The 22,722-nt window shown below is 73.7% G+C and carries 21 protein-coding genes; 10 read left to right on the forward strand and 11 right to left on the reverse strand.

The window, feature by feature from the left end; translation table 11 throughout:
• Positions 1–18: 18 nt before the first annotated feature.
• The 4 genes from AC1VM9_RS07225 to AC1VM9_RS07240 form a co-directional block, all read right to left on the reverse strand.
• Positions 19–927 carry a carbohydrate ABC transporter permease gene (locus AC1VM9_RS07225; RefSeq protein WP_483122048.1) on the reverse strand — a complete coding sequence of 303 codons (909 nt, stop codon included), beginning with the start codon at positions 925–927 and terminating at the stop codon, positions 19–21.
• A gap of 1 nt (position 928) precedes the next feature.
• Entirely contained in the window at positions 929–1,936 is a 1,008-nt protein-coding gene (locus tag AC1VM9_RS07230; protein WP_481342405.1) for a carbohydrate ABC transporter permease, read from the reverse strand.
• A gap of 4 nt (positions 1,937–1,940) precedes the next feature.
• Positions 1,941–4,376, reverse strand: coding sequence for an extracellular solute-binding protein (locus tag AC1VM9_RS07235; protein WP_483122050.1), 2,436 nt, complete (start codon positions 4,374–4,376; stop codon positions 1,941–1,943).
• Positions 4,377–4,701: 325 nt separating this feature from the next.
• On the reverse strand, positions 4,702–5,046 hold the full coding sequence (locus AC1VM9_RS07240; RefSeq protein ID WP_481345426.1) for a VOC family protein: 345 nt from the start codon (positions 5,044–5,046) through the stop codon (positions 4,702–4,704).
• Positions 5,047–5,192: 146 nt separating this feature from the next.
• Between AC1VM9_RS07240 and AC1VM9_RS07245 the strand changes: the two genes are divergently transcribed.
• Positions 5,193–6,128: a sigma-70 family RNA polymerase sigma factor gene (locus AC1VM9_RS07245; protein WP_483122053.1), complete on the forward strand. Its 936-nt coding sequence runs from the start codon at positions 5,193–5,195 to the stop codon at positions 6,126–6,128.
• 10 nt (positions 6,129–6,138) lie between these two features.
• Here AC1VM9_RS07245 and AC1VM9_RS07250 read toward each other — a convergent pair whose 3' ends face one another.
• Positions 6,139–6,681, reverse strand: a complete 543-nt coding sequence (locus AC1VM9_RS07250; protein WP_483122055.1) for a VOC family protein — start codon at positions 6,679–6,681, stop codon at positions 6,139–6,141.
• 310 nt (positions 6,682–6,991) lie between these two features.
• On the opposite strand from AC1VM9_RS07250, the gene AC1VM9_RS07255 reads away from it, so the two are divergent.
• Complete coding sequence (locus tag AC1VM9_RS07255; RefSeq protein ID WP_483122057.1) at positions 6,992–7,579, forward strand: DinB family protein; 588 nt, start codon at positions 6,992–6,994, stop codon at positions 7,577–7,579.
• An 11-nt stretch (positions 7,580–7,590) separates the two neighbouring features.
• Here the strand turns inward: AC1VM9_RS07255 and AC1VM9_RS07260 are convergent, their stop codons facing one another.
• The gene (locus AC1VM9_RS07260; RefSeq protein WP_483122058.1) at positions 7,591–8,301 is read right to left on the reverse strand and encodes an NERD domain-containing protein; all 711 of its coding nucleotides are present in this window, start codon (positions 8,299–8,301) and stop codon (positions 7,591–7,593) included.
• Between the two features lie 281 nt (positions 8,302–8,582).
• Here AC1VM9_RS07260 and AC1VM9_RS07265 point away from each other — a divergent pair, with 281 nt between their 5' ends.
• Genes AC1VM9_RS07265 through AC1VM9_RS07275 form a run of 3 tightly spaced genes read left to right on the forward strand, consistent with a single transcriptional unit; the run spans position 8,583 to position 11,516 of the window.
• Positions 8,583–9,590: a patatin-like phospholipase family protein gene (locus AC1VM9_RS07265; RefSeq protein WP_481342413.1), complete on the forward strand. Its 1,008-nt coding sequence runs from the start codon at positions 8,583–8,585 to the stop codon at positions 9,588–9,590.
• Between the two features lie 54 nt (positions 9,591–9,644).
• A complete protein-coding gene (locus AC1VM9_RS07270; RefSeq protein WP_483122060.1) occupies positions 9,645–10,673 on the forward strand; it encodes a Y-family DNA polymerase in 1,029 nt (342 codons plus the stop codon).
• 42 nt (positions 10,674–10,715) lie between these two features.
• On the forward strand, positions 10,716–11,516 hold the full coding sequence (locus AC1VM9_RS07275; protein WP_483122062.1) for an arylamine N-acetyltransferase family protein: 801 nt from the start codon (positions 10,716–10,718) through the stop codon (positions 11,514–11,516).
• 12 nt (positions 11,517–11,528) lie between these two features.
• Here AC1VM9_RS07275 and AC1VM9_RS07280 read toward each other — a convergent pair whose 3' ends face one another.
• From AC1VM9_RS07280 to AC1VM9_RS07290, 3 genes are all read right to left on the reverse strand, one after another.
• Positions 11,529–11,975, reverse strand: a complete 447-nt coding sequence (locus tag AC1VM9_RS07280; protein ID WP_483122065.1) for a VOC family protein — start codon at positions 11,973–11,975, stop codon at positions 11,529–11,531.
• A 68-nt stretch (positions 11,976–12,043) separates the two neighbouring features.
• Complete coding sequence (locus AC1VM9_RS07285; protein WP_483122067.1) at positions 12,044–13,474, reverse strand: esterase/lipase family protein; 1,431 nt, start codon at positions 13,472–13,474, stop codon at positions 12,044–12,046.
• A gap of 199 nt (positions 13,475–13,673) precedes the next feature.
• Positions 13,674–14,585, reverse strand: coding sequence for an inositol monophosphatase family protein (locus AC1VM9_RS07290; RefSeq protein ID WP_483122069.1), 912 nt, complete (start codon positions 14,583–14,585; stop codon positions 13,674–13,676).
• 219 nt (positions 14,586–14,804) lie between these two features.
• Between AC1VM9_RS07290 and AC1VM9_RS07295 the strand changes: the two genes are divergently transcribed.
• Entirely contained in the window at positions 14,805–16,121 is a 1,317-nt protein-coding gene (locus AC1VM9_RS07295) for a hypothetical protein (RefSeq protein ID WP_483122071.1), read from the forward strand.
• Positions 16,122–16,274: 153 nt separating this feature from the next.
• Here AC1VM9_RS07295 and AC1VM9_RS07300 read toward each other — a convergent pair whose 3' ends face one another.
• A complete protein-coding gene (locus AC1VM9_RS07300; RefSeq protein ID WP_483122073.1) occupies positions 16,275–17,837 on the reverse strand; it encodes a hypothetical protein in 1,563 nt (520 codons plus the stop codon).
• Between the two features lie 704 nt (positions 17,838–18,541).
• Between AC1VM9_RS07300 and AC1VM9_RS07305 the strand changes: the two genes are divergently transcribed.
• Positions 18,542–19,693, forward strand: a complete 1,152-nt coding sequence (locus tag AC1VM9_RS07305; protein WP_483122075.1) for a GNAT family N-acetyltransferase — start codon at positions 18,542–18,544, stop codon at positions 19,691–19,693.
• A 169-nt stretch (positions 19,694–19,862) separates the two neighbouring features.
• Positions 19,863–20,252, forward strand: coding sequence for an antitoxin (locus tag AC1VM9_RS07310; RefSeq protein ID WP_483122077.1), 390 nt, complete (start codon positions 19,863–19,865; stop codon positions 20,250–20,252).
• A gap of 86 nt (positions 20,253–20,338) precedes the next feature.
• Here AC1VM9_RS07310 and AC1VM9_RS07315 read toward each other — a convergent pair whose 3' ends face one another.
• Positions 20,339–21,292: a DUF4097 family beta strand repeat-containing protein gene (locus AC1VM9_RS07315; RefSeq protein WP_483122079.1), complete on the reverse strand. Its 954-nt coding sequence runs from the start codon at positions 21,290–21,292 to the stop codon at positions 20,339–20,341.
• Positions 21,293–21,584: 292 nt separating this feature from the next.
• On the opposite strand from AC1VM9_RS07315, the gene AC1VM9_RS07320 reads away from it, so the two are divergent.
• Together AC1VM9_RS07320 and AC1VM9_RS07325 are read left to right on the forward strand one after the other, a co-directional pair.
• Positions 21,585–22,115, forward strand: coding sequence for a DoxX family membrane protein (locus tag AC1VM9_RS07320; RefSeq protein ID WP_483122080.1), 531 nt, complete (start codon positions 21,585–21,587; stop codon positions 22,113–22,115).
• Positions 22,116–22,258: 143 nt separating this feature from the next.
• On the forward strand, positions 22,259–22,708 hold the full coding sequence (locus AC1VM9_RS07325; protein ID WP_483122082.1) for a hypothetical protein: 450 nt from the start codon (positions 22,259–22,261) through the stop codon (positions 22,706–22,708).
• The last annotated feature ends 14 nt before the right edge of the window (positions 22,709–22,722 follow it).

Genomic DNA, 22,722 nt, shown 5'->3' on the forward strand with positions numbered 1-22,722 from the left:
CGGGTGTTCTCCGTTCCTTTACTTGAGGCCGGTCGTCGCGATGCCCTCGATGAAGCGCTTCTGGAACACGAGGAAGACGACGAGGATCGGCAGGATGACGACGGTGGCGCCCGCCAGGAGCAGGCCGTAGTGGGTGCTGTTCTGGCCCGTCGAGTAGAGGGCCAGCGCCACGGGGAGGGTGTACTTGTCCTCGGTCTGGCCCACGACGAGCGGCCAGAGGAAGTTGTTCCAGCTGCCGAGGAACGTCAGGATGCCCAGCGTCGCCAGAGCGGGACCGCACAGCGGCATGATGATCCGCCAGAAGATCCGCAGCTCGCCGGCGCCGTCGACGCGTCCGGCGTCGAGGAGGTCCCGGGGCAGGCCGAGGATGAACTGGCGCATGAGGAACACGCCGAACGGGCTGACGAGGAACGGCAGGAAGAGGCCGGGCAGCGAGTTGATGAGCCCCACGTTGGCGACGAGGACGAACAGCGGCACGAACGTCACGACGCCGGGGATCATCAGCGTCGCCATGACGGCGAGGAACAGGGGACGCTTTCCGCGGAACTCGAGCATCGCGAAGGCGTAGCCGAGCATCGAGCAGAAGACGAGGTTGCCGGCCGTCACGACCACCGCCACGACGATGGAGTTGAAGAAGTACTGGCCGAAGTTCAGCTTGCTGAACAGCTGCGTGTAGTTGTCGAGGGACGCGCTGTGCGGCCACCACGTCGGGGGGACCTGGCGCAGCTCGCCCTCGCCCTTGAAGGACCCGAGGACCATCCACACGAACGGCGCGACGACGGCCACCAGGGCGACGACGAGGACGAGGTAGAGCCACCACCGTCCGCCCTGGCCCGAGCCGACCATGCCCGAGCGCGGGGCCCGGGAACGCCCCGACGGGCGGGCACCCGCCTCCGGCGCGGGTCGGGGTGCGGTGTCGACGGACATGTCAGGTCCTCTCTCGCAGCAGCCGGAACTGGATCGCGGTGACGACCGCGATGACGACGAAGATGAGGTAGCTCATCGCCGACGCGAGGGCGTAGTTGCCGAAGCCGAACTGCTGGTACGTGTAGTAGGACAGCGAGATCGTGCTGTTCAGCGGGCCACCCTTGGTCATGACGAACGGCTCCTCGAAGAACTGGAGGTAGCCGATCGCCGTCGTGACCATGACGAACAGCAGGGTCGGGCGCAGCAGCGGCATCGTCACGTGCCGGAACCGCTTCCAGGCCCCGGCGCCGTCGATGGCCGCCGCCTCGTGCAGCTCGCCGGGTACCGCCTGCAGGCCGGCCAGGAAGATGATCATCGCGGTGCCGAAGTTGCGCCACGACGCCATGAGGATGAGCGCCGGCATCGACCAGTGCGGGTCACCGAGCCAGTTCGGTCCCTCGATGCCGACCCAGCCGAGCGCCGTGTTGATGAGGCCGCCCGGGTCCTGCAGGAGGAAGCGCCACACGACGGCCACCGCGACGATCGAGGTGATGACCGGCAGGTAGAAGCCGAGGCGGAACGCGGCCCGGAAGCGGGTGATGCCCTTGTCGAGGGCGACCGCGGCGGCGAGCGCCACGACGAGGGTCAGGGGCATCCCGACGAGGACGAAGTAGGCGGTGTTGCCCGCGGCGGTGCGAAAGAGCGGGTCGGACAGCGCCTTGGCGTAGTTCTCGAACCCGACGACGTCGACGGCGAAGGGGGTGCGCAGGTCGCGGGCCCTCGTGTCGGTGATGCTCATGAAGAGCGACTGGAGCACCGGCCACGCGGTGAAGGCGAGGAAGAGGAGGCAGAACGGGAGGGCGAGGATCCACGCCGCCCGCCCCTCCCGTCGGACCGCCTTCGCGGCCCGGCGGGAGGTTCCGGTGGACGGCCCACCGGGCGACGCGTCGGGACGTGCCGCCGCGTCGCCCGCCGCGACGGGCGACACGGGTCCGGTGGGGGACCCCGTCGTGCCGGTCCGGGCGGTCATGGTCTCAGCTGCCCGTGCCGATGGAGTCGGCCTGCTGCTGGGCCGTCTTCAGCCCCTGGGCAGGGTCCTCGCCGGTCTTGGTGATCTTCTCCAGCTCGGTGTCGAGACCCTTGACGGCCTGCTCCCACGTCGGGAAGGACGGCGGCGCCTTGGCCGTCTCGAGCTGCTTGCCGAAGACGGCGAGCTTCTTGTCCGAGGCCAGCTGCGGGTCCTGCCAGGCGCTCTTCACCGAGGGCAGGTCGGTCGAGAGCGTGTACCACTTGGCCTGGACCTTCGGGTCGGTGAGCCACTGGACGAACTTCCAGGCCGTGTCCCGGTTCTTCGTGCTCTTGAAGACGACGAAGTTCGAGCCGCCGACGAACGACGAGGAGCCCTGCGACCCGGCCGGGATCGGCGCGACGTTGTACTTGTCCTTGAAGCCGGGGCCGCCGACCTTCTCGACCGCGGCCATCTCCCAGGGGCCGGAGATGAACATCGGCACCTTGCCGCTGACGAAGTCCGGCTCGGTCGTCGGCGTCGCGGGTGCGGCCTTGTCGGAGATGCCGTCGGTGAAGAAGGACTGGTAGTACTGCGCCGCCTTGAGCATCTGCGGGCTGTCGAAGTTGTAGGCCTTGCCGCCGTTCTTGGTCAGGTCGGCCCCCTCACCCCAGGCGAACGGCATGAGGGTCTGCCAGGACCCCTCGCCACCGGCCTGCAGGCCGATGCCCCACTTGGCGCCGGCCTTGGTCTGCATGGCCTTGGCCATGTCGTGCAGGCCCTTCCAGTCGGTCGGGACGGTGTCGTAGCCGGCCTTCTTGGCCAGGTCCGTGCGGTAGAAGACGACGCGCGTCTCCACGTACCACGGGATGCCGAACGAGGTGCCGCCCACCTCGGTCGTCTTCTGCGCGCCGTCGAAGAAGACGGACTTGTCGATCTGGCCGGGGGTCGGGTCGAGGGCGTTCATGCCGGCGAACTCGCCCATCCACGTCGTGCCGACCATGGCGACGTCGGGGGTCTTGTTGGCCGTGATGGCCGTCGTGAACTTGTCGTGGGCGGCGTCCCACGGGATGGCGGTGACCTGGATCTTGACGCCGGGGTTGGCCGCCTCGAAGTCCTTGGCCAGCTTGGGCAGGTTGTCGCCCTCCGCGCCCATGGCCCACACGGTGATGGTGCCGGTGGCCTTGCCGGTGCTCACGGCGGCGCCGGTCTGGCCCGCGGCGGGGCCGCCGGTGTCGGAGCCCCGGCCGCACGCGGTCACGGTCAGGGCCGCGGCCGTCATGCACGCGACGGTGATGGCTGTGGTGCGTCTCATCGGGGTGTTCTCTCTTTCTCTGGGGCGTGCTGCGTGGGTTGCTCGTGCACACGGTTCGGCGCGGGCGCGGACGGTGAGCGCGGACTCGCGCAGCCGCACGAGCCACGGATGACCACACGGGTCGGCAGCACCCGGCGCTCGGTCGGCGGCTGCGCCCCCTGGACCCGCTGGTGGAGGCGTTCGGCCGCGAGTCCCCAGCTCGTGGACGGGTTGCCGGACGGTCGTGAGGCCCGGGCGCACGTACCTGGCGGTCATGACGTCGTCCCAGCCGACGACGGCCACGTCCCCTGGGACGTCGCGACCGGCGTCCTGCAGCCGGGCCATGATCGACAGGGCCAGCTCGTCGTTGGCGCAGACGAGCGCGTCGGTCTCGAGCTCACCGGACAGGACGCGGTCGGCGACGCGCTCGCCGTCGGCCTCGCGGAAGGGGACGCGGAGTGGCTCGGCCGGTTCGATCCCCGCGTCGTGGTGGGCAGCGACGAAGCCGGCGTGGCGCTCGGCGATGTCGGGCGCCCCGTCGGGGTCACCGACGAACAGGAGGCGACGCCGGCCGTGGCCGAGGACGTGGGTGGTGAGCTCGGCCGCACTGTGGACGTTCTCGGCGGCGACGCTCTCGATGCCGCTCTGCGGCTCGCCCGCGATGATGACGACGGGCTTGCGGCCGTGCAGGGCCCGGGCCACGGCCGGTGGCATGGCGGCCGAGCCGAGCACGGCGATCGCGTCGACCCGGGTGGTGAGGCGTCGGACCGCACGAGCGGCGTCGGCCTTGCCCTCGGTGAGCAGGAGGGTGACGCTCTGGCCGAGGTCGGCGGCGCGCGTCTCGAAGCCGAGGAGCAGCTCGGCGTAGTAGGGCCCGCTGAGCTCGGGCAGGACGAGGCCGTACGCCTCGTGGTGGCGCACCGCGAGGCTGCGGGCGGCGCCGAGCGGCACGTAGTTGAGCTCGTCGACGGCGTCGAGGACCTTGCGACGCGTCGCCTCGGACACGACGTCGGCGCCTTGGAGGACGCGCGAGACCGTCGCGATGGAGACCCCGGCGCGCTCGGCGACCGAGTAGATCGTCGCGCCGCCGGGAGCCGCGGCAGCGGCCGTCGGGGACGCGATGGGCGGAGCGGCGGCACGGCGCGCGGGGTCCGCCTGCTCGGCTGCCATGGGCCCACCTCCGCCTCGTCGTCGAGTCCGTGCCGTCGCCCTGTCCGGGTCTGTAAGCGCTTACATCCATGTCCATCCTGCACACGTCCCGCGGCAGAGCGCAAGACCCTCGGGTCCTCGGGGGTCCGCGCCGTCCCCCACGGCCACGCGTCGACGCGGTCAGGGGACTGCGTGCCGGCACCGCTCCCGCCAGCGGTGAAGCATTGGGGCCCAAGGGTTTTCGGGCTCCCGACAGGCCTCGGACCGCGCGACGGCCCGGTGCCGTCAGGATCGACGACACCGGGCCGCGGGGTTCCGGAAGAGGATGCTCCGGTCAGGCCTCCGGTCAGGCGACGGAGTCCTGGAGGATGCCGACGTGGCTCCCGTCGGGCAGTGCGACGACGGCGGTTCGCCGACCCCCGCCCACCTCGGTCGGCTCCTGAACGACGGTGGCCCCCGCGCCGACGAGCGCGTCGCGCGAGGCGGTGATGTCATCGACGGTCCAGTACGGCAGCGGACCGGCCAGGCCCTTCCGGCTGCCGTTGGGGTCCAGGCCCACCTCGACGCCCGACACGGTGAAGCCGACGTAGTACGGCTGGTCGGTGTGCGGGTCGCCGAGGAGGGCGGTGAAGGCAGCCTTCGCGGCCTCGAGGTCGGTGACGGCGTAGACGATGGTGTTCATGCTGGGCATGGCTGCTCCTTCTCGCGGGTGGTCGGGTGCCCGGCGGTGCCGGTGTCACATCGGGCCGGTGCGGCCCGTCAACGGCATGACGGACGAGACACGGAGGATGTGACACGGCGATGGACACGGCGATGGGCACGGGGATGGGCACAGGGATGGACACGACACCGGACTGGCTGGCCCGACGCTTCGAGGACCACCGACCGCACCTGCGGGCCGTGGCCTACCGCGTGCTCGGCTCCCCCACCGAGGCCGACGACGCCGTCCAGGAGGCCTGGCTGCGGCTGAGCCGGACCGACACCGGGGACGTGGCCAACCTCGGTGGGTGGCTGACGACCGTCGTCGCCCGGATCAGCCTCGACATGCTGCGGTCCCGGTCGGCGCGCCGCGAGCACCTGTGGGACACCGCCGGGACCGAGTCCCCGGGCGGCGACGCCACCGTCGTGCCCATCGGCGGGAGGCGCGCCCCCGACCCGGCCGGGGAGGCCGAGCTCGCCGACTCCGTGGGGCTGGCGCTGCTCGTCGTGCTCGACACGCTCGCCCCGGCCGAGCGGCTCGCCTTCGTCCTGCACGACCTGTTCGGGCTGCCCTTCGAGGAGATCGCCGACGTGCTCGACCGCTCTCCCGCCGCGACGCGTCAGCTCGCGAGCAGGGCCCGGCGCCGGGTCCGGGCCTCGGACGTCGACCTCGACGCCGAGCGCGTCGGTGCCGCGGTCCGGGCCGCGGACGGGGTGGCGAGGTCGCGACAGCGGGAGGTCGTCGAGGCCTTCCTCGCGGCCTCCCGGGGTGGTGACCTCCGCCGGTTGCTCGAGCTGCTGGACCCCGGCGTCGTCGTCCGGTCCGATGCGGCCGCCGCGCTCATGGGGTCACCGGCGGAGCTGCGCGGCCGCGAGGCCGTCGCCGCGATGTTCGACGGACGCGCCCGGGGAGCCCGGCTCGCCGCCATCGACGGGCGCCTCGGAGCGGTGTGGATGCTGCACGGCGTGCCGAAGGTCGTCTTCGCCTTCACCGTCGAGGACGGGCACGTCGTGAGCATCGACCTCGTCGCCGACGAGGCGCGCCTCGACGCGCTCGACCTCGACTACCTGTGACGGCTGCCGCTCAGCCCTGCGCGTCCTGCTGCGAGGCCTGGGAGGCCTGCGCGGCCCAGTCGCGGACGCGTCGCGCGCTCTCCTCCTCGGACAGGTCCTCGACCCGCGTCAGGATGCTCCACCGGACGCCGAACGGGTCCCGGATGCTGGCGTACCGGTCACCCGAGACGAAGTCGGTCGCCGGCTCGCGCAGCGTCGCGCCCGCGGCGAGCGCCCGCTCGACGACGGCGTCGACGTCCGGGCGGTAGAGCCCGAGGGAGTAGCAGTCGTCCTCGCCGTCCGGCGGGCCCACGAGGTGGTAGTCGGGCATCGGCTCGCCGAGCTGCAGGTGGCCGTCGCCGAGGTCGAGGTCGGCGTGGACGACGACGCCGCCCATCTCGGTGACGTCGACGACCCGGGCGCCGAAGACGTCGGCGTAGAACCGGATCGCCTCGGCGGCACGGGGCACGGCGATGAAGGGCGTGACGCTCGTCGACCCGTGCGGCACGCCGTTCGTCGTGTGGGCGCCGGTGGCGGCTCGGCTCGTCGCGGACGTGGTGGTGGTGTCACTCATGACGCCGAGGCTAGGCGCGGGGTGGCCTCTGCGGCTTGAACATTCACGACACCCGGGCGAGCGCGCGGCCCGCAGTCCGGTCGTGCGGCCGGGAGGGGCTGGTTGGTTGCCCCACGGCAACGGCGGCTTCAACGCCGGCTGAGGGCCACAGCCGATCCGACGCGTCGCCGTTGCCGCTCTTCGTCAGCGTTGCGTCACATGGTCGGCGAGGCACCAGTGACAAAGCGGCCCCAGCGGTCACCGACGCACCCAGCGCCACCACATCCGTTGCGGCTGCGGATCGTCCGCAACCGGGAATACCGTCGCCGCCATGGACACCTCGCACCCTGCGCCGACCGACCTCTCCGGCCGCTCCCCCTTCCTCCCGCCGCCCTCGCACCCGCCGGTCGCCGGCACTGAGGTCCAGATGCTCCTCGGCGAGCTCGAGCGGGTCCGCGGCTACGTGCGGTGGAAGTGCAGCGGCGTCGACGCCGACGGCATGCGCCGGCGGCTCGGGCCCTCGAGCCTGACGCTCGGCGGCCTGCTCAAGCACCTGGCGCTCGTGGAGGACCACTGGTTCGGCAACCGGCTGCACGGCCTGGCCCTCGGCGAGCCCTGGGCGTCGGTCGACTTCGACGCCGACCCGGACTGGGAGTTCCGCACCGCCGCCGACCACTCCCCCGAGGAGCTGCTCGCCCTGTGGGAGACCTCGTGCGACCGGTCGCGCCGACGGCTCGCCGAGGCCCTCGCCGACGGAGGGCTCGACCACCCGGCGGCGTTCACGTGGCGGGACGGACGGACGCCGGACACGCGTCGCGTCGTCGTCGACATGGTCGAGGAGTACGCACGCCACGTGGGCCACATCGACCTCCTGCGCGAGAACGTCGACGGCCTCACCGGCGAGGACCCCGACGCCTGACCGCAGGTCTCTCAGGCCGGTCGCAGCGCCGACGCGAGCCGCCGGTGCAGGGCGGCGACCGCCTCGGCGTCGAGGGGGCCCGGCCGGCTGAGCACGGACACGAGGCGTCGGGCCCACGTCACGGCCACGCCGTCGATGACGAACGACCCGCCGACGAGCGGCCAGTCCGCGTCGACGAAGCAGAGCGCCGCGGTGACGTCGACGTCGACGTCCGCACCGAGCCCGGCACGCACGACGTCGACCTGACGGTGCGCGGCGGTGACGAGCCCGGTCCGGTCCCGCGTCCCGACGAGCAGCCGGTCGACCCGTGGACGCAGGAAGCCGCCCTCGACGACGTGCCGCGGCCGTCCCCTGTACCGCTTGGCGTCCACCACGACGACCCCCTGGGCGCAGACGACGACGTGGTCGAGGTTGGCTCGCGAGCCCGGCACGCGCCGGTCGTGCAGCACGCGGAACGTGGGACCCGCGGCGGCGTCGAGGGCCGAGCCGACGTGCTCCTCGCCGCGCGCGCCCGTCTCCCACGCCCTGGTGCTCTGCGGGTCGGCGAAGAGGGCGAGGAGCAGGCCACGGATGCGAGGTGCGCGGGCGCGCACCCGCTCCTCCCGGGCGCGGCGGCGCCGGTCGTGCTCGCGCCGGGCCGACGCGCCTGCGGTCCCGTCGAGGAGCGGCAGCGCGCTCGGCAGGTCCGCGGCGCTCGGCTCCGAGGAGGTGTGGCAGTCCACGCAGCGGACGGTGCGGGTCACCCGGGAGTGGATGGCAGGTGCTCCGCGGTCCAGGTGCGCGCCGCACCGCACGCAGGCGCCGGCGTACCGGAGCCTCACCCGCTTCTCACCCTCGGCGAGTGGCTCGTCCCCTGTCATTCGCCTGACGCTAGGCGTCCGCGGCCGGCGCCGTGGCCGAACGCGGGAGAACGCGGGAGAACGCGGGATGTGCTGCCCCCGGGCGTGACCGACACCACCCCGGCCCGGCCACCCGACCGACGCCGAGGTCGTATCGTCGGAACGTGGCTGACGGGACGCGTGCGGCGGTCGTGCTCGGGTCGGGCGGAGCCCGGGGCTACGCGCACATCGGCGCGCTCGAGGTGCTCGCCGAGCGCGGCATCGAGGTCGTCGCCATCGCCGGTACGTCGATGGGCGCCCTCGTCGGCGGGCTCGCGGCGGCCGGACGGCTCGACGCGTACACGGAGTGGGCGCGGAGCCTGACCCAGCGCGAGGTGTGGCGGCTCCTCGACCTCAACCTCACCGGGCTCGGCGGGCTCGGCGGCGCGATCCGGGCCGAGCGCATCATCGCCCGCGTCGGCGAGATCCTCGACGGTGCGACGATCGAGGACCTGCCCATCCCGTTCACGGCGGTCGCCACCGACATCAACGCCCGCCGCGAGGTGTGGTTCCAGCGCGGGCCGGTCGAGCAGGCGATCCGCGCCTCGATCGCCATCCCCGGCGTCATCACGCCGGCGGTCATCAACGGGCGGGTCCTCGTCGACGGCGGCCTCATCAACCCGATCCCCATCGAGCCGACGGCCGCCGCGCCGGCCGACGTCACGATCGCGGTGTCGCTGTCCGGCATGCGGTCCTCGACCGGCACCGCGACACCGGTCAAGGAGTCCTCCGAGCAGCGGCCCCGCGAGGAGTGGGCCCTGCGACTGCGCCGCAGCGCCGCCGAGGTCCTCGACTCCGAGCGGGTCCGGTCGATCACGAGCCGGTTCTCCCACGGCCGCGAGGTCGACGCCGAGCTGACCGTCGCGCCGGACGCCTCCGACGTCGTCCCGCAGGCCGCGGCCGAGGTGCTCGCCCCGGGCCGTGCCGACATCGGCACCGTCGACCTGCTCACCATGTCGTTCGACACCATGAGCGCCCTCATCTCGCGCTACCGCATGGCGAGCAACCCGCCCGACGTCCTCGTCACCGTCCCGTCGAACGCCGTGCGGACCCTCGACTTCCACCGGGCCGCCGAGATGATCGAGCTCGGCCGCCAGCTGACGGCCGAGGCGCTCGACCACGCCGGCTACTGACACCTGCCCCAGCCGCCCTGGCGTGCTGTCGGCGGTCGCGTGTCGAATGGGCCCGTGGTCCTCCTGCACGCCGACGCCGACGCGTTCTTCGCCTCCGTCGAGCAGCGCGACGACCCGCGGCTGCGCGGGCGGCCGATGGTGGTCGCGCACGAGGTCGTCGCGTGCCCGTCCTACGAGGCCAGGGCGCTCGGCGTGCACGCCGGCATGTCGACGCGGATGGTCAGCCGTCGGTGGCCCGAGGTGCTCGTCGTGGGCTACCGGGCCGATGCCTACGAGGACGCCTCACGACGGCTGTTCGACGTCTTCCGCTCGTTCACCCCCCTCGTCGAGCCGGGCTCCATGGAGGAGGCGTTCCTCGACGTCACGGGCCGCGACCGCGGTGACCCCGCCGGCATGGCGGCCGCGCTCCGACGCGCGGCCAGGGCCGAGGTCGGCCTCCCGGTCAGCATCGGCGTCGGGCGCACCAAGCTCATGGCCAAGCTGGCCAGCCGGCGCGCCAAGCCGGACGGCCTCGTCGTCGTGGACCCCGAGACCGAGGCCCGGGTGCGGCCCCGGCTCCGGCTCGACGACCTCTGGGGTGTCGGGCCCACGACGTACGAGAAGCTCCACGCCGCAGGCCTGTTCGTCGTCTCCGACCTCTACGGCTGGGACGAGCAGCGGCTCAAGGGTGTCGTCTCCACGGCGATGGCGCGACGCCTCGTGTCGATAGCCGCGGGCACCGACGACGCCACCGTCCGCCTGCCGGGGCTACGCCGGTCGGTCAGTGCGACGCGGTCGCTGGCCGCCACCCGGACCCGCTCCAAGGTCCTCGCCGTCCTCGACGAGTGCATCGCGCGGGCGGTCCAGCGGGTGTCGGGGCTCGACGGCCCGCTGCGCCTGCCGGCACGCCTCGAGGTGCACGTCCGCTACGACGACGGCGTGCAGGTGCTCGAACGCGGCCCGCTGCCGGCACCCACGCTCGCCACGGACGTCCTGCGTCGGGCCGCCCACGACCTGCTCGACCGCACCGGCTTCGAGCGGGACGGTCGCGGCGTCACGCTCGTGGGCCTGACCCTGCCGCTGCCCGCCACGCCGCAGTCCTGACGCCTTGACCTCAGGTGCGCTCGAGGTCGCACGATGACGCCCATGGACCCCACCTCGGGCACGCAGACCCTCACCGCGGCGGATGCCGACGCCTACGCCCGCCGCATCGGTGCGACCCTGCCTGCGGCCCCGACGCTCGCGGCGCTGTCGAGCCTGCACCGGGCCCACCTGCTCGCCGTGCCGTTCGAGAACCTCGACATCCACCTGGGCCGGCCGATCCGCCTCGACCTCGACGCGTTGGTCGACAAGGTGGTCAGGCACCGGCGCGGCGGCTACTGCTACGAGCTCAACGGTCTCTTCGCGGCGCTGTTGCGCACGGCCGGGTTCCACGTCGACCTGGTGTCGGCTCGGGTGGCCACGGCGGACGGGGGGTTCACGCCGGAGTACGACCACCTCGCGCTCGTCGTGGCGAGCGGGGACATGGACGAGCCGGTCCTCGCCGACGTCGGGTTCGGCGCGGGGTTCATCGAGCCGATGCCGCTGCGTGACGGGTTCGTGCGCCGCGAGCGCGGCACCGACGTCGGCCTCGTGCGGGACGGCGACACGTGGGCGTACCGGGAGCGTCCCGCCGGCGGTGAGTGGGCCGCCCGGTACCTGTTCACGACCCGCCCGCACCCGTTGTCCGACTTCGCCGCACGCAACGAGTGGCAGCAGACCTCGGCCGAGAGCCACTTCACGCGGCAGCGGCTGGCCTCGGTGCTGACGGCCACCGGGCGCACCACCCTGAGCGGCACGCGGCTCATCACGACGACGCACGGTGTGCGGGACGAGCGACAGGTCGACGAGGCGCAGGTGCACGAGGTGCTCGCGGCCCGGTTCGGCATCGACCTGCCGGCGGCGTGACGTCGGCCCGCCTCAGCCCCAGGCGTCGCGGGTGGGGCGGCACAGGCAGAACGGGTGCCCCGCCGGGTCGGCGTAGACGCGGAAGCCGCGCTCGGGCGCCGGCTGCGGCGGTTCCACCGGGTCCAGGGCCGCGCCACCGAGGGCGAGGACCCGCTCGTGAGCGGCCGCGATGTCGACGACGACGAAGTCGAGGTGCACCTGCTGCTGGCCGCGCGGCCAGTCCGGCGCCTCGTGGTTCGGGGCCAGCTGGGTGGCGATGCGCGGGCCGTCCCAGACGACGTTGAACCAGTCGCCGTCGGCATCGGCCACCACGGTGCCGCCGAGGAGGTCGGCGTAGAACTGCGCGACGCCGGCCGCGTCGGCGCAGTCGAGGGCCACGCAGTCCCAGCCGATGCGGTCGCCCGGGCCGGGTGTCGGTGTGGGCGTCGGCGTGGGGTCGGGTGCTGCGGTGTCTGTCATCCCCCCACCTCAGCACCCGCCACCGACACGCGCCACCGGGATTCGCCCGCCGGCCGGCACCCGTCGCCTCAGGTGGCGGTCGGCCACACGAGGGTGGTGGAGGTGACCGGTCGAACCGTCGACACCGGGCCGGACCCGGTGATGCTCACCGTGTGCGTGCCGGGCGGCAGCTCGGGGAACCGCACCGAACCGTGCCCTGCCCGCACCCGAGGCTCCGACGTGGCGAGCACGGCCCCGCCCTCGCTGCGGACGGTCACGGTCACCGCCTGGTCGGGAGGGCCGGCGTCGGGGTCGTCGTGCTCGAGGTCGAAGGCGACGCGCAGCGCGTGCCCGTCGGTGACGAGGTCGGGCACGACCGCCCGGACGCTGACGGTGGCGAGGTCGCGGCGGCGCACCGGCTTGGCCGTGAGGATCTCCTGCACCTGGTCGAGGACGACCGGGTTGCACTGGAGGTTGGTGTGCTGGTCGGGCACCCGGACCGCGAGGTTCGTGTCGAGGGTCTCACCGAGGCCGACGGCGCCGGTCAGCGTCACCGTGCCGTCGCCGTAGTCGTCGTCGGACCCGAACGTCTGCGACGTGATCGCCCGGCCGTCCCGGAAGGTCACCGTGGTCTGCGTCGGTTGGCGCACCCCGAGCACCAGGTGGGCGGTGTCCCGGCTCGCCGGCCGGGCGGCCTCGGCGGCCTGCAGGTCGGTGTGGAAGGCCATCGCGTCGGCGACCATGGCGGTGTCGAGGTTCGGCACCTGCACCTCGGTCGTCTTGGCCCAGTCGCCGCCTGCCCCGGGGGCGCCGCCGATGCACGCGTACTCCGGGAGCAGCTGGTGCAGCGACGGCATGCTCCGGGCGAACTGCGTCAGGTCGACCGACAGGGGCCCGATGCCCTTGCGCACCCCGTTGACGAGCTGCTCGAGGGCGTCCGTGGCCCCGCGCCACGGCGTCCCGAGCGTCACGAGCTTGCGGGTCACCTCCGCGCCGCCGCACTTCTCGATGTACCACCGGGCCACGAGGCCACCCATCGAGTGGCACACGAAGACGACCTTCGCGTCGGCCCACTGCCCACCGCGGGCGCGCAGGCGCTCGAGCGCGGGCTCGACGACGGTGCCGAGCCGCCGGCCGTTGTAGCGGTTCGACAGGCGCCAGTCGTAGGCGAAGGCGATGAGGGTCGGCGGCTGGGCCCCGTCGCCGCGTCGGTAGCCGAGCCTCTCCAGCGCCGACACGAGGACGTCGTAGCCCCGGATCGGCGTCCAGATGCCGGGGATGGCGTGGACGTCCGGCATGAGGGCGACCGGTTCGACGCCGTCGCCCGGGTGGTCGTCGCCGATGCCGGCCGGCAGCGCGTGCTTGAGCACCGAGTCTCCGCCGGTGAACATCTTCCAGACCGCACCGGCGCTCGGGGCCCAGATGAGGTTCGAAGCGGCGGGGGACCCGTCCGTGCCGCGCACCCCGAGGGTGCTGCCCGTGATGCCCGGGAGCACCACGACCAGATCGTTGCTCGTCATCCGACCCACCGCCTCGATCCTGGGGACTGCAGAGAGCTGCAAGAGGACTGCCGGGGGCTGCTGCGAAGCCCTCCGACCAACGGTGGCACCGATGCCGGCTGGTGATACGCGAAACGGGTGCGAACGTCGCAGAAGTCGTGGAGCCGGGCAGGAGCACCCGTCGACGTCACCCGCCCGGAGCCTCGATCGTGGGCGAAGCTCAGTGCGTGCCGGCGGCGAGGGCCGCGACGACCCGGTCGTAGACGGTCGGGGCCCCGGCCGCGACGAGCCCCGGCGGGGCGGTGTCGCGCGGCGAGTAGGGCTGCCCGTCGGCCCGGCCGAGGACGCCGCCGGCCTCGGCGAGCAGGAGCGACCCGGGAACGTGGTCCCACGGCGCGCCGCGCGCGTAGAGCACGTAGTCGGCCGCGCCCTCGACGAGCTTCGGGTAGTCGATGCCGCAGGAGACCCACGTCAGCTCGAGCGGCGGCAGGCCGCCGAGGCTGCGGCCGATCCACGCCCGGCGCGACGTACGACCGCGCAGCCCCGCGCCGGTACCCGCGCGGTCCACGGGGTGGCCGGGCGTCTCCCCCGCGGTGTCACCGAAGCCGCCGGCCGACGCGTCACCGGACGGCACGCCCGACGCGTCACCCGAGGCGTCAGTCGAGTCGTCACGGGAGGGCACGGTCAGCCGGGTCGCACCCCGGTCGTCGTGGCGCCAGGAGCCCGCGCCCCGCTCGGCGACGTAGCCGCGGCCGTGCTGGGGCTGCCAGATCCACGAGCGGACCGCCTGCCCGTCGACGGTCTCGCTGACCATGACGGCGTGGTCCGGCGAGCCGTGCACGAAGTTCTTCGTGCCGTCGACCGGGTCGAGGGTGAAGGCGTGCGGCGCGGCCGCGTACCGGTCCATGAGGGTGTGGTCCGACGCGAAGGTCTCCTCCCCGAGGACGACGGCGTCCGGGTGGGCGTCGAGCAGCGCCCGGGTGATGAGCACCTCGGCCTCGCGGTCCGCGTCCGTGACGAGGTCGCCCGGGTTCTTCTCGTGCACCTCGCCGTTGGCGAGGGACCGGAACCGCGGGTTGACCACCTCCTCGGCGACCTCGCGCAGCAGCGTCAGGATCTCGTCGGTGTCCACGGCAGCAACCTAGCCCCTTCCTCGAGCGCCTCCGCTGGGCGACCGCTGGACGCTTGCTGGAGGCATCGTGACCTCCCTCTGAGGGAAGGCTGTGAGTTGCAGAAACCCCTTGGTGCCCAACGAATTCCGTCCGCGTCGATACGGCCCACCAGCGCCTCGCGGGCACTACATTCCGCCATATCGGGGGTCACCACAAGGAACCCATGGATGGAGCAGCACATGAGACTGCGTTCCACAGCATCAGCCCTGGTCGCCGCCGCGTCACTCGTGGTGGCCGCCGGAGCGGCGACGGCGGGCACACCCACGACGTCCGAGCCGCAGGTCATCAGCGACGACGCCCTCAAGGCCGAGTCGGTGACGATGGGAGGCGCGAAGGTCCTCCCGACCACCCGCACCGTGCCCCACTGGTACGGCACCCAGGCCGACCCGTCCGACGGGCGAACCTACGGCTACAACATGGTCGGGGCCGACCCGCACTCGTGCAGCGGCTCGGCGTGCGACGTCACGGTCCAGGTCGACATCACCCCGATCAGGGTCGTCGTCGCGGGCCGTACCTTCGACGGGTCGACCGTCCTGCCGGCGACCCTCGCCTCGCCGCAGTTCGCCACCGGTGACTACGGGTCGACGACGGCGGCCACCGCTGCCGGCGCCTTCCCGAACGCGCCCGCGCTCGTGCGCGGCCCCGGCGGTCTGCTCTCGCAGGAGGATGCCGGCGTGCCGCTCCAGCTGGAGGACGCGACGATGCGGGCCCAGTTCGACAGGACCGGCGCGAGCCCGTACCACCTGCGGCTTCACCCGAACGTCCTGTCGCCCGTGACGTTCACGGTGCCGAGCAACCAGGGTGGGCTGCTGCAGAGCGGTCGCGGTGTGGTCTTCGCGAGCGTCGACATCGGCTGGTGGTCGGCCCAGATCACCAACCTCGAGTCGACCGCCGACCCGACGCACCTGCCGCTCTACCTCACCGACGACATCTTGCTGCACACCGGCAAGTCGCTGACCGACTGCTGCGTCATCGGCTACCACGGCACCGTCGCCGCCGGGAACCGCTACGGCACCGGCAAGTCGCAGGGCAACGCGGCCGTCCAGACGTTCGCCTGGGCGTCGTACGTCAGCCCCGGCATCTACTCGCGGCCCGACGGCGGCACCTACTGGGCGCTGCAGGACATCCACGCCATCAGCCACGAGATCGCCGAGTGGGGCGACGACCCCTTCGTCAACAACACGGTCGAGCCGTGGCTTACGCCGACCGCCCCGCAGTACGGCTGCACCTCGGTGCTCGAGACCGGTGACCCCGTCGTCGCCATCGGCTTCGCCCAGGGCACCAACACGTTCCGCCAGGGTCCCAACCCGAACGGGACGCGGAGCGCGGACGGGGCCTACCACCCCGAGGACGAGGCGCTCTTCCCGTGGTTCCTGCGCCTGCCGCCGAACGCGGCCGGCACCGAGCCGACACAGAGCGGGTCGGGTGGCCGCTACACCTTCATGGGTGATCTCAACCCGTTCCCGGGCTTCCGCCAGCCGGCCACCGGCTGCTGACCCGGGCGACGCGTCCGCCCACGCCACGACCCACCCCCGCTCGCGAGCGGGGGTGGGTCGCGCGTCACCCCTCGGGGCGCAGGTGCTCCGGCAGCGCGAGCCAGTAGTCGAGGATGCCGCGCGCCACGGCGTCGGTGCCCGGACGCGTCGCCGTCACCGGCACGCCCGACGCCGCGGCCTCCTCCAGGGGGGCCACGACGTGGGCGGGCAGCGCGTCGGAGAGCGCGGTGAGCAGGTCGAGACGCCCACGCATCCCCAGGGCGTAGACGAGGCTGCGCAGGTGGTCGCTGTCGTCGTGGCCCGAGCCGGTGGCGACGAGCTCTGCGGCGCGGAGGGCGAGGGACCGCTCGCGCGCCTCCCGCTGCGGCGAAGGCGGCTCCACGGTGTTGCCGACGACGAACCCGGCCGTCGCGGCGACGTCGCTCGGGACCGGGGTGTCGGTGGCGACGTCGCCGCGGCCCGTCCCCCCGTCGCCAGCCGCTCGTACAGGTCGAGGTCCTCCGGCTGCCCCACCCACGACAGGATCGTCAGGCTCTCGTGCACCGCCACGAGGTCGCCGTCCTCGAGAGCGCCGGCGAGCGCCCGTGCCAGCACCCGTCCGACGGCCCGGGCCTGCGGCGAGATCATGAGGATGCCGAGGGCCGAGCCGCGCTCCCCCTCGTCCGTGGACCCCAGGGCGGTCTCGAGCAGCCGGTCGAGCACCGGCTCGTCCATCGACTCGCGTCCGCCCTGCTCCTCCAGCTCGGCCCGGATCTGCTTGTTGGCGATCCGCACGGCCTCGGCGCTGATGGCCCGGCCGTCGCGGATGATCGAGGCCGCGACCCGGCGGTCCTCGGCGGTGAGGACCGTCGCCAGCCGGGGCCCGCCGATGCCGAGGGCCCGCACGAGGTTGGCCGCACCGCGCTGGACCCGGTAGGGCAGGTCGCCGTCGCGCAGGTGGCGCACCGCGAGGCGCGCGGCCTCCAGCCGGACGTCGGGGTGCAGGCGGCGGCCCCGGACGAGCGTCGTCAGCACGATGAGGCAGGCGCGCAGGACGCTCGGGTTGGTCGGCTCGCGGAGCTGGTCGAGGACCACCGACACCGCCTCGGGGTGGTCGGTGTGGTGCAGCATGCCGAGCGGGTCGTTGTAGAACTGCGCGTCCGGCCGGGCCGTCACCTCGGCCGCCATGGCCGCGACGACCGGGCCGCTGCGGGCGTGACCGACGAGGCGGGCGAGCGCCTCCGACCGCTCGGCGTACCCGAGACCGAGGGCGAGGCTGGTCTCCTCGAGGAGCCGGCGCAGCAGGGCCTCCCAGTCGCCGGCGCGCACGAGCGGCCGGCCGATCCGGCCGAGCGCGTCGGTGAGCAGGTCCCAGTCCAGACCCGTCATGCGCTCGTCGGACAGGGCGCGTTCGAGAAGCGTGAGGGCGAGGTCGCGGTCGGGCTCACCGGGGGTCGACAGCACCGCCACCGAGCGGACCGGGTTTCGCGCCCGGCCGAACAGGTCGACGGCGGTCAGGAGCGTGCCCTCGTCGAGGCCGAGGACCTCCTCGTAGCGACGGACGAGGGGGCGCGTGACGACGACGCGGCCCCGCTCCCACCGGCCGACCTGCGCGCGGTGCACCGGCGCGGCGACACCGTCGCCGTGGGCGAAGCCGGCCGCCGTGCGCAGTGCAGGGTCCGACGCGTGGAGTCTGGCGTTGCGGAGCACCCACTGGATCTCGTCGATCAGCTCCACCGCCGCCCCCTACCCCCGGTCCACGTCGCGAGACGCGCCGTTGCGGCGTACCGAAGGCCGCGCAACGGCGGGCTGGACGGGCTGGGGGCCTTCGTAGGGTGACCGGCACGGGGGGTGCAGCATCTGCGGCACCTGCAACACCGGGGAGGGAGTGCCGGGAGCCGTGGCCAGGGGTCGGCTCCCGGCCGCTCCGACGACGTGAGCGACCGTCTCCTGCGTACCGCGGCGACGCCGCACCCCGACTCCCACGGCGACTCCCCCTGCATGGCAGCTCCCGTCTCGAACCCTCGTCCCGGCGGGCGCGCAGCCGCGCCCCGACGTGCCCGAACTCCCCCGAGTTGCGTCGGGCGCCGGCCCGCGCAACGCGCGTTCGGCGGACCCCCTCCTTGGGTACGGTAGAGCCCGGTACGCAGCCTGTGGAGGGGAAGCGGGCCTTTCGGACCGGGAGCCGGCACGTCCGGCTCCCGGTCTTCCCGTGTAGGCGTCGGTCGGGGGCGTCGGTTGGTGGCCTCGGTCGGTGGCCTCGGTCGGTGGCCTCGGTCGGTGGCGTCGGTCGGTAACTCCGTGGCCGGGTGTCGCGCCCGGCTGGCAGGGTGGCCCTCGTGACCACCGTGCAGCCCCAGCCCAGTCCCGTGCCCGCGTCGGCGTCACCGTCAGCGTCTGCGTCTGCGTCTGCGTCTGCGTCGATCCTCAGCGACGGCGTCGTGACCCTGCGCGGGCACACCGAGGCGGACGCCGACGCCGTCGTCGAGCAGTCGACCGACCCCGAAAGCCTGAGGTGGACCACGGTCCCCCGCCCGTACGGCCGCGACGACGCCCTGGCCTTCGTCGAGGGCAACCGAGCCGCCTGGAGCACGCCCGACGGCACGCGTTCGTGGGCCATCGAGTGGGTCGACCCCGAGGGGCGCACGCGGTTCGGGGGCACCATCGACCTGCGCCCGACGGTGCCGCCGACGGTCGGCGAGCTCGGCTTCGGGCTGCACCCCGACGCCCGCGGCAACGGCATCATGGCCCGCGCGGTGCGCCTCGTCCTCGAGCACGCGTTCGGCGAGGGCGCGTGGGGGCGGCCGCTGACCCGCGTCCACTGGCGCGCGGTCCGTGGCAACTGGGCCTCGCGACGCGTCGCCTGGGCCACCGGTTTCACGCAGCACGGCACGGTTCCCGGCAGCCACCCGGACCCGTCCGGCGGGGTGGACGCCCTCGACACGTGGACGGCGAGCATCGCCGCGGGCGAGCCCACCGTGCCCGTCGCACCGTGGCTCGAACCCCCGGTCCTCGAGGCGCCGGAGGCCGGCCTGCGGCTGCGGCCGTGGCGGCTCGCGGACGCGGAGGCCATCGAGGCCCGCGACACCGACCCGGCGCACTGGATGCCGACGCGCTCGGTCCTGGCCCGCGACACCTTCCCGGGCTGGCTCCTCGTCCGCCAGGAGCGCATGGCCGAGGGCACGGCCCTCGACTGGTGCGTCGCCGACGCCGCGACCGACCGCGCTCTCGGCAGCGTCACCGTGTTCTCGCGGTCGGGGCCGATGACGGGGGACGCCGCCGAGCTCGGGTACCAGCTCTTCCCGAGCGCGCGAGGGCGGGGCGTGGCCAAGACCGCCGCCCGGCTCGCCACGAGGCACGCGTTCACCGCGCGCGAGGAGGGCGGCCTCGGCCTGCGCCGGCTCGTCGCCGAGACCGCGGCCGACAACGACGCGAGCAACGCCGTCCTGCGGGCCACCGGGTTCACGTCGTGGGGTCGTGAGCACGCCGTCGACGAGCTGCCCGACGGGTCGCTGGGTGACGGGCTGCACTGGGAGCTGTTCCGTGACGCGTGGCTCGAGGGGCCGGGCGCCGGGTCCCCTGCCGCCGGCTGACGTGAGCGCTCCGGTCGGGCTGCCGATCGGGCTGTGAGGTCGGTGTCGGGGTCGACTCAGGGTCGGCTCCGGGCCGACCCCGGTTGCGGGGACCGGCACGTCGGATGGACGCTGGCAGCAGCGAGCCCGGCGACCGGTCCGGGACGACCGAGCACCCCGAGGAGGCACCGTGTCGTTCGGTGACCAGATGAAGAACAAGGCCGACGAGGTCCACCTCCAGGCCAAGGCGAAGGACTTCGGCGACGCCGTGGCCGAGATGGTCAAGGCGGCCGTCTCGATCGCCGCCCGCTACGCGAAGGAGAACCGCGAGAAGGTCGACGGCGCGCTCGACAAGGTCGAGGGCACCATCTCGGAGCGGACGAACGGCAAGCACACCGACACCGTGAGCAAGGTGCGCGCCGGCGTCGACAAGGGCATCGACAAGCTCGTCGAGAAGAGCGGCTCGCAGACCGCCGCCCCCGGGTCCACGGGCTCGGCGGGCTCGACGACGGGCTCGAGCGTCCCCGACGACAGGCACTCGGCCTTCGACGACGACACGCCCGAGGGCTCCCCCTCCTGACCGACCCGCCGACCCGAGCCGGCTCGACAGCCGACGTTCCCGCCCTGCGCCTGCCGGCTCGACCCTCGCTGGGCCGGGCTGGGGGGTCAGCGGTAGCGGACGTCGATGTCGCCGGAGCCGGTCCGGACGGTGAGGTGGTCCCGGCTCGCCGACGACTGGGTGACCTCGACCTCCTCGTCGCCCGAGCCGGTCTCGGTGGAGACGGCGTAGGCACCCGGCGGCAGGCGCACCGAGGCGTCACCGGACCCGGTGCGCACCTCGACGGTGTCGGCGGCGGAGGAGAACTCGAGGTCGACGTCGCCGCTGCCGGACCGTGCGGTGACCGCCGCCTGCCCGAGCCCCGTGGCGTCGATGTCCCCGGAGCCGGTCTCGACGTCGAGGGCACCCGGCACGTCGCGCACCTCGATGTCGCCCGACCCGGACCTGGCCGTCGTGGCGCCGAGCCCGCCGGTCAGCGTCAGGTCGCCGGAGCCGTTGTCGATGACCACGGCGGTGCCGTCGGGAACCTCGACGACGTGGTCGACGCTGCCCCAGCCGGGGAACCCGCCGCACCCGCCGTCGAGGGCAAGGGTGTTCCCCGACCACGACGGTGCCGCGTGGGACGCGTCACCCCAGCAGCGCGCCTCCGTCCGGACCGACAGGGTGCCACCCCGCGGACCGGCGTGGACCTCGATGTCATCCGCTCCGCCGCGGATCGTCACGGTGCGGGCCGTCACCGGGTAGGTCACCGAGCTGACGCGGGCGTCGCCGCCGCGCGCTCCGGAGGAGAACGCGCCGGCGGAGGCGAGCACCAGCACCGCGCCGACACCGGCGAGGAACCAGGGCCGCCTGGCCGACCGCCGGCGGCGACCCGGCGCGGCAGGCGGAGGCGTCGGCGGGAGCCCGGCGTCCGTCCGGACCTCGCGCGTCGGGCGCAGCCACGCGTCGCCGTACACCTCGCCGCGAGGCGGGTCGCCAGGGACCCGGTCGTCGGGCACGGGTGGACCGGTGGGAGGGGGTGGGTGCTGGCCGTAGCCGCGGACCGGCTCGTCGGAGGTCACCCGACTCACGGTACGGGCCGGGACCTCCCGGCGACCATGACGTTTCGCACCCTCCGGCGGGTCGAGGCCGGGAGGAGGGTCTCCCCGCGAGGACTCCAAGCCCTCACGAGCGCGTCACGAGCGCGCTTGTGCGTCAAGCGAACTCACAGCGGCCCGCGATCGTGTCCGAATTGACAGCGAACGTCCCGGTACGGGATGGGTACCGCGACTCAAACGACGGCCCGCGCGTATCTCCGCCGGGTCGTCGGGCTTCTGAGGTCCCGACAGCAACGACCTCACAGGAGACACCACCATGTCGCAGATCGCCGTCGACCGACCCGGTCGCAGCACCCTCCGCCCCTCCGCCTCCGGCGTCGTGGGCACCGTCACCGGCCTGGCCACCGCCGGCGTCGACCGCCTCCAGGCCTTCCTCGTCCGGTTCAGCCTGACCATCCTCCGCGTCAGCCTCGGCCTGGTCTTCCTCGGCTTCGGCGTCCTCAAGTTCTTCCCGGGGCTCAGCCCTGCGGAGGCCATCGCCTCGGCCACCGTCGACCGGCTCACGCTCGGCCTCGTCTCGGGGCATGCGGCCGTCCTGCTCACCGCCGTGACCGAGACGGTCATCGGCCTGACGCTGGTCAGCGGGCGGTTCCTCCGCGTCGGCATCGTCGTCCTCGGCGGCGCGCTCATCGGCATCATGTCGCCGCTCGCGCTCTTCACGGCCGACCTGTTCCCGCACGGCCCGACGCTCATGGGGCAGTACGTCCTCAAGGACATCGTCCTCGCGGCCGCGGCGCTCGTCGTCTGCGCCTACGCGCTCGGCGCCCGGCTCACGCCCCGCGGCTGACCGGCGACCCCCGACCTCCCGCCGCGGCCGGCCACCACACCGTCCGCGGCGGGAGCACCACGTGCACAGCACGCCACCACCCCCCGTCGCCGGCGACAACCTGCCTGCAGACCGCGGCGACCCGTCAGACCCAGGACCGGACCATGACCGCCACTCCCCTGCACCACACCGGAACCCATGCCGCCGACAGCCCGTGCGACCACCGGCCGATCGCACGCCGGCCCGACGCAGGGCCGCGCACCCACCGCTTCCCGGCCGCGACGTACCTCGGCCGCGCGGCGGCCCGCGAGGAGCGGGCCTTCGCCCTCGCCGAGCTCGCCGCGTCGGGACGCCGCGCGACACGTCGCGCCGGGGCCCTGGCCCTTCTCGTGGCGGCCGCGTTCGCCGTCATGCTCGTGCTGCTCTCGACCGGGCGCGCCGCGGGCACCACGGGCGTCGTGACGCTCCTCGGTACCGGGACCGTCCTCGTCCTCGCCGTCAGCGGGCTCGTCGCGGCCCTGCGCCGGCACGAGCGGGAGAACGACCGGCTCGCCGAGCGCGTCCGCCGGTACGAGTCCCGGGTGCTCGAGCTCCAGGCGGCCCGCCGACGCTGAGCCGGCCGTCGGCT

It is taken from the genome of Monashia sp. HAY1-11D (assembly GCF_056868035.1).

Coding starts and splice junctions, on each gene's coding strand:
- AC1VM9_RS07225 (WP_483122048.1), bottom strand. CDS start 927: ATGTCCGTCGACACCGCACCCCGACCCGCGCCGGAGGCGGGTGCCCGC.
- AC1VM9_RS07230 (WP_481342405.1), bottom strand. CDS start 1,936: ATGACCGCCCGGACCGGCACGACGGGGTCCCCCACCGGACCCGTGTCG.
- AC1VM9_RS07235 (WP_483122050.1), bottom strand. CDS start 4,376: ATGGCAGCCGAGCAGGCGGACCCCGCGCGCCGTGCCGCCGCTCCGCCC.
- AC1VM9_RS07240 (WP_481345426.1), bottom strand. CDS start 5,046: ATGCCCAGCATGAACACCATCGTCTACGCCGTCACCGACCTCGAGGCC.
- AC1VM9_RS07245 (WP_483122053.1), top strand. CDS start 5,193: ATGGACACGACACCGGACTGGCTGGCCCGACGCTTCGAGGACCACCGA.
- AC1VM9_RS07250 (WP_483122055.1), bottom strand. CDS start 6,681: ATGAGTGACACCACCACCACGTCCGCGACGAGCCGAGCCGCCACCGGC.
- AC1VM9_RS07255 (WP_483122057.1), top strand. CDS start 6,992: ATGGACACCTCGCACCCTGCGCCGACCGACCTCTCCGGCCGCTCCCCC.
- AC1VM9_RS07275 (WP_483122062.1), top strand. CDS start 10,716: ATGGACCCCACCTCGGGCACGCAGACCCTCACCGCGGCGGATGCCGAC.
- AC1VM9_RS07280 (WP_483122065.1), bottom strand. CDS start 11,975: ATGACAGACACCGCAGCACCCGACCCCACGCCGACGCCCACACCGACA.
- AC1VM9_RS07285 (WP_483122067.1), bottom strand. CDS start 13,474: ATGACGAGCAACGATCTGGTCGTGGTGCTCCCGGGCATCACGGGCAGC.
- AC1VM9_RS07295 (WP_483122071.1), top strand. CDS start 14,805: ATGAGACTGCGTTCCACAGCATCAGCCCTGGTCGCCGCCGCGTCACTC.
- AC1VM9_RS07320 (WP_483122080.1), top strand. CDS start 21,585: ATGTCGCAGATCGCCGTCGACCGACCCGGTCGCAGCACCCTCCGCCCC.
- AC1VM9_RS07325 (WP_483122082.1), top strand. CDS start 22,259: ATGACCGCCACTCCCCTGCACCACACCGGAACCCATGCCGCCGACAGC.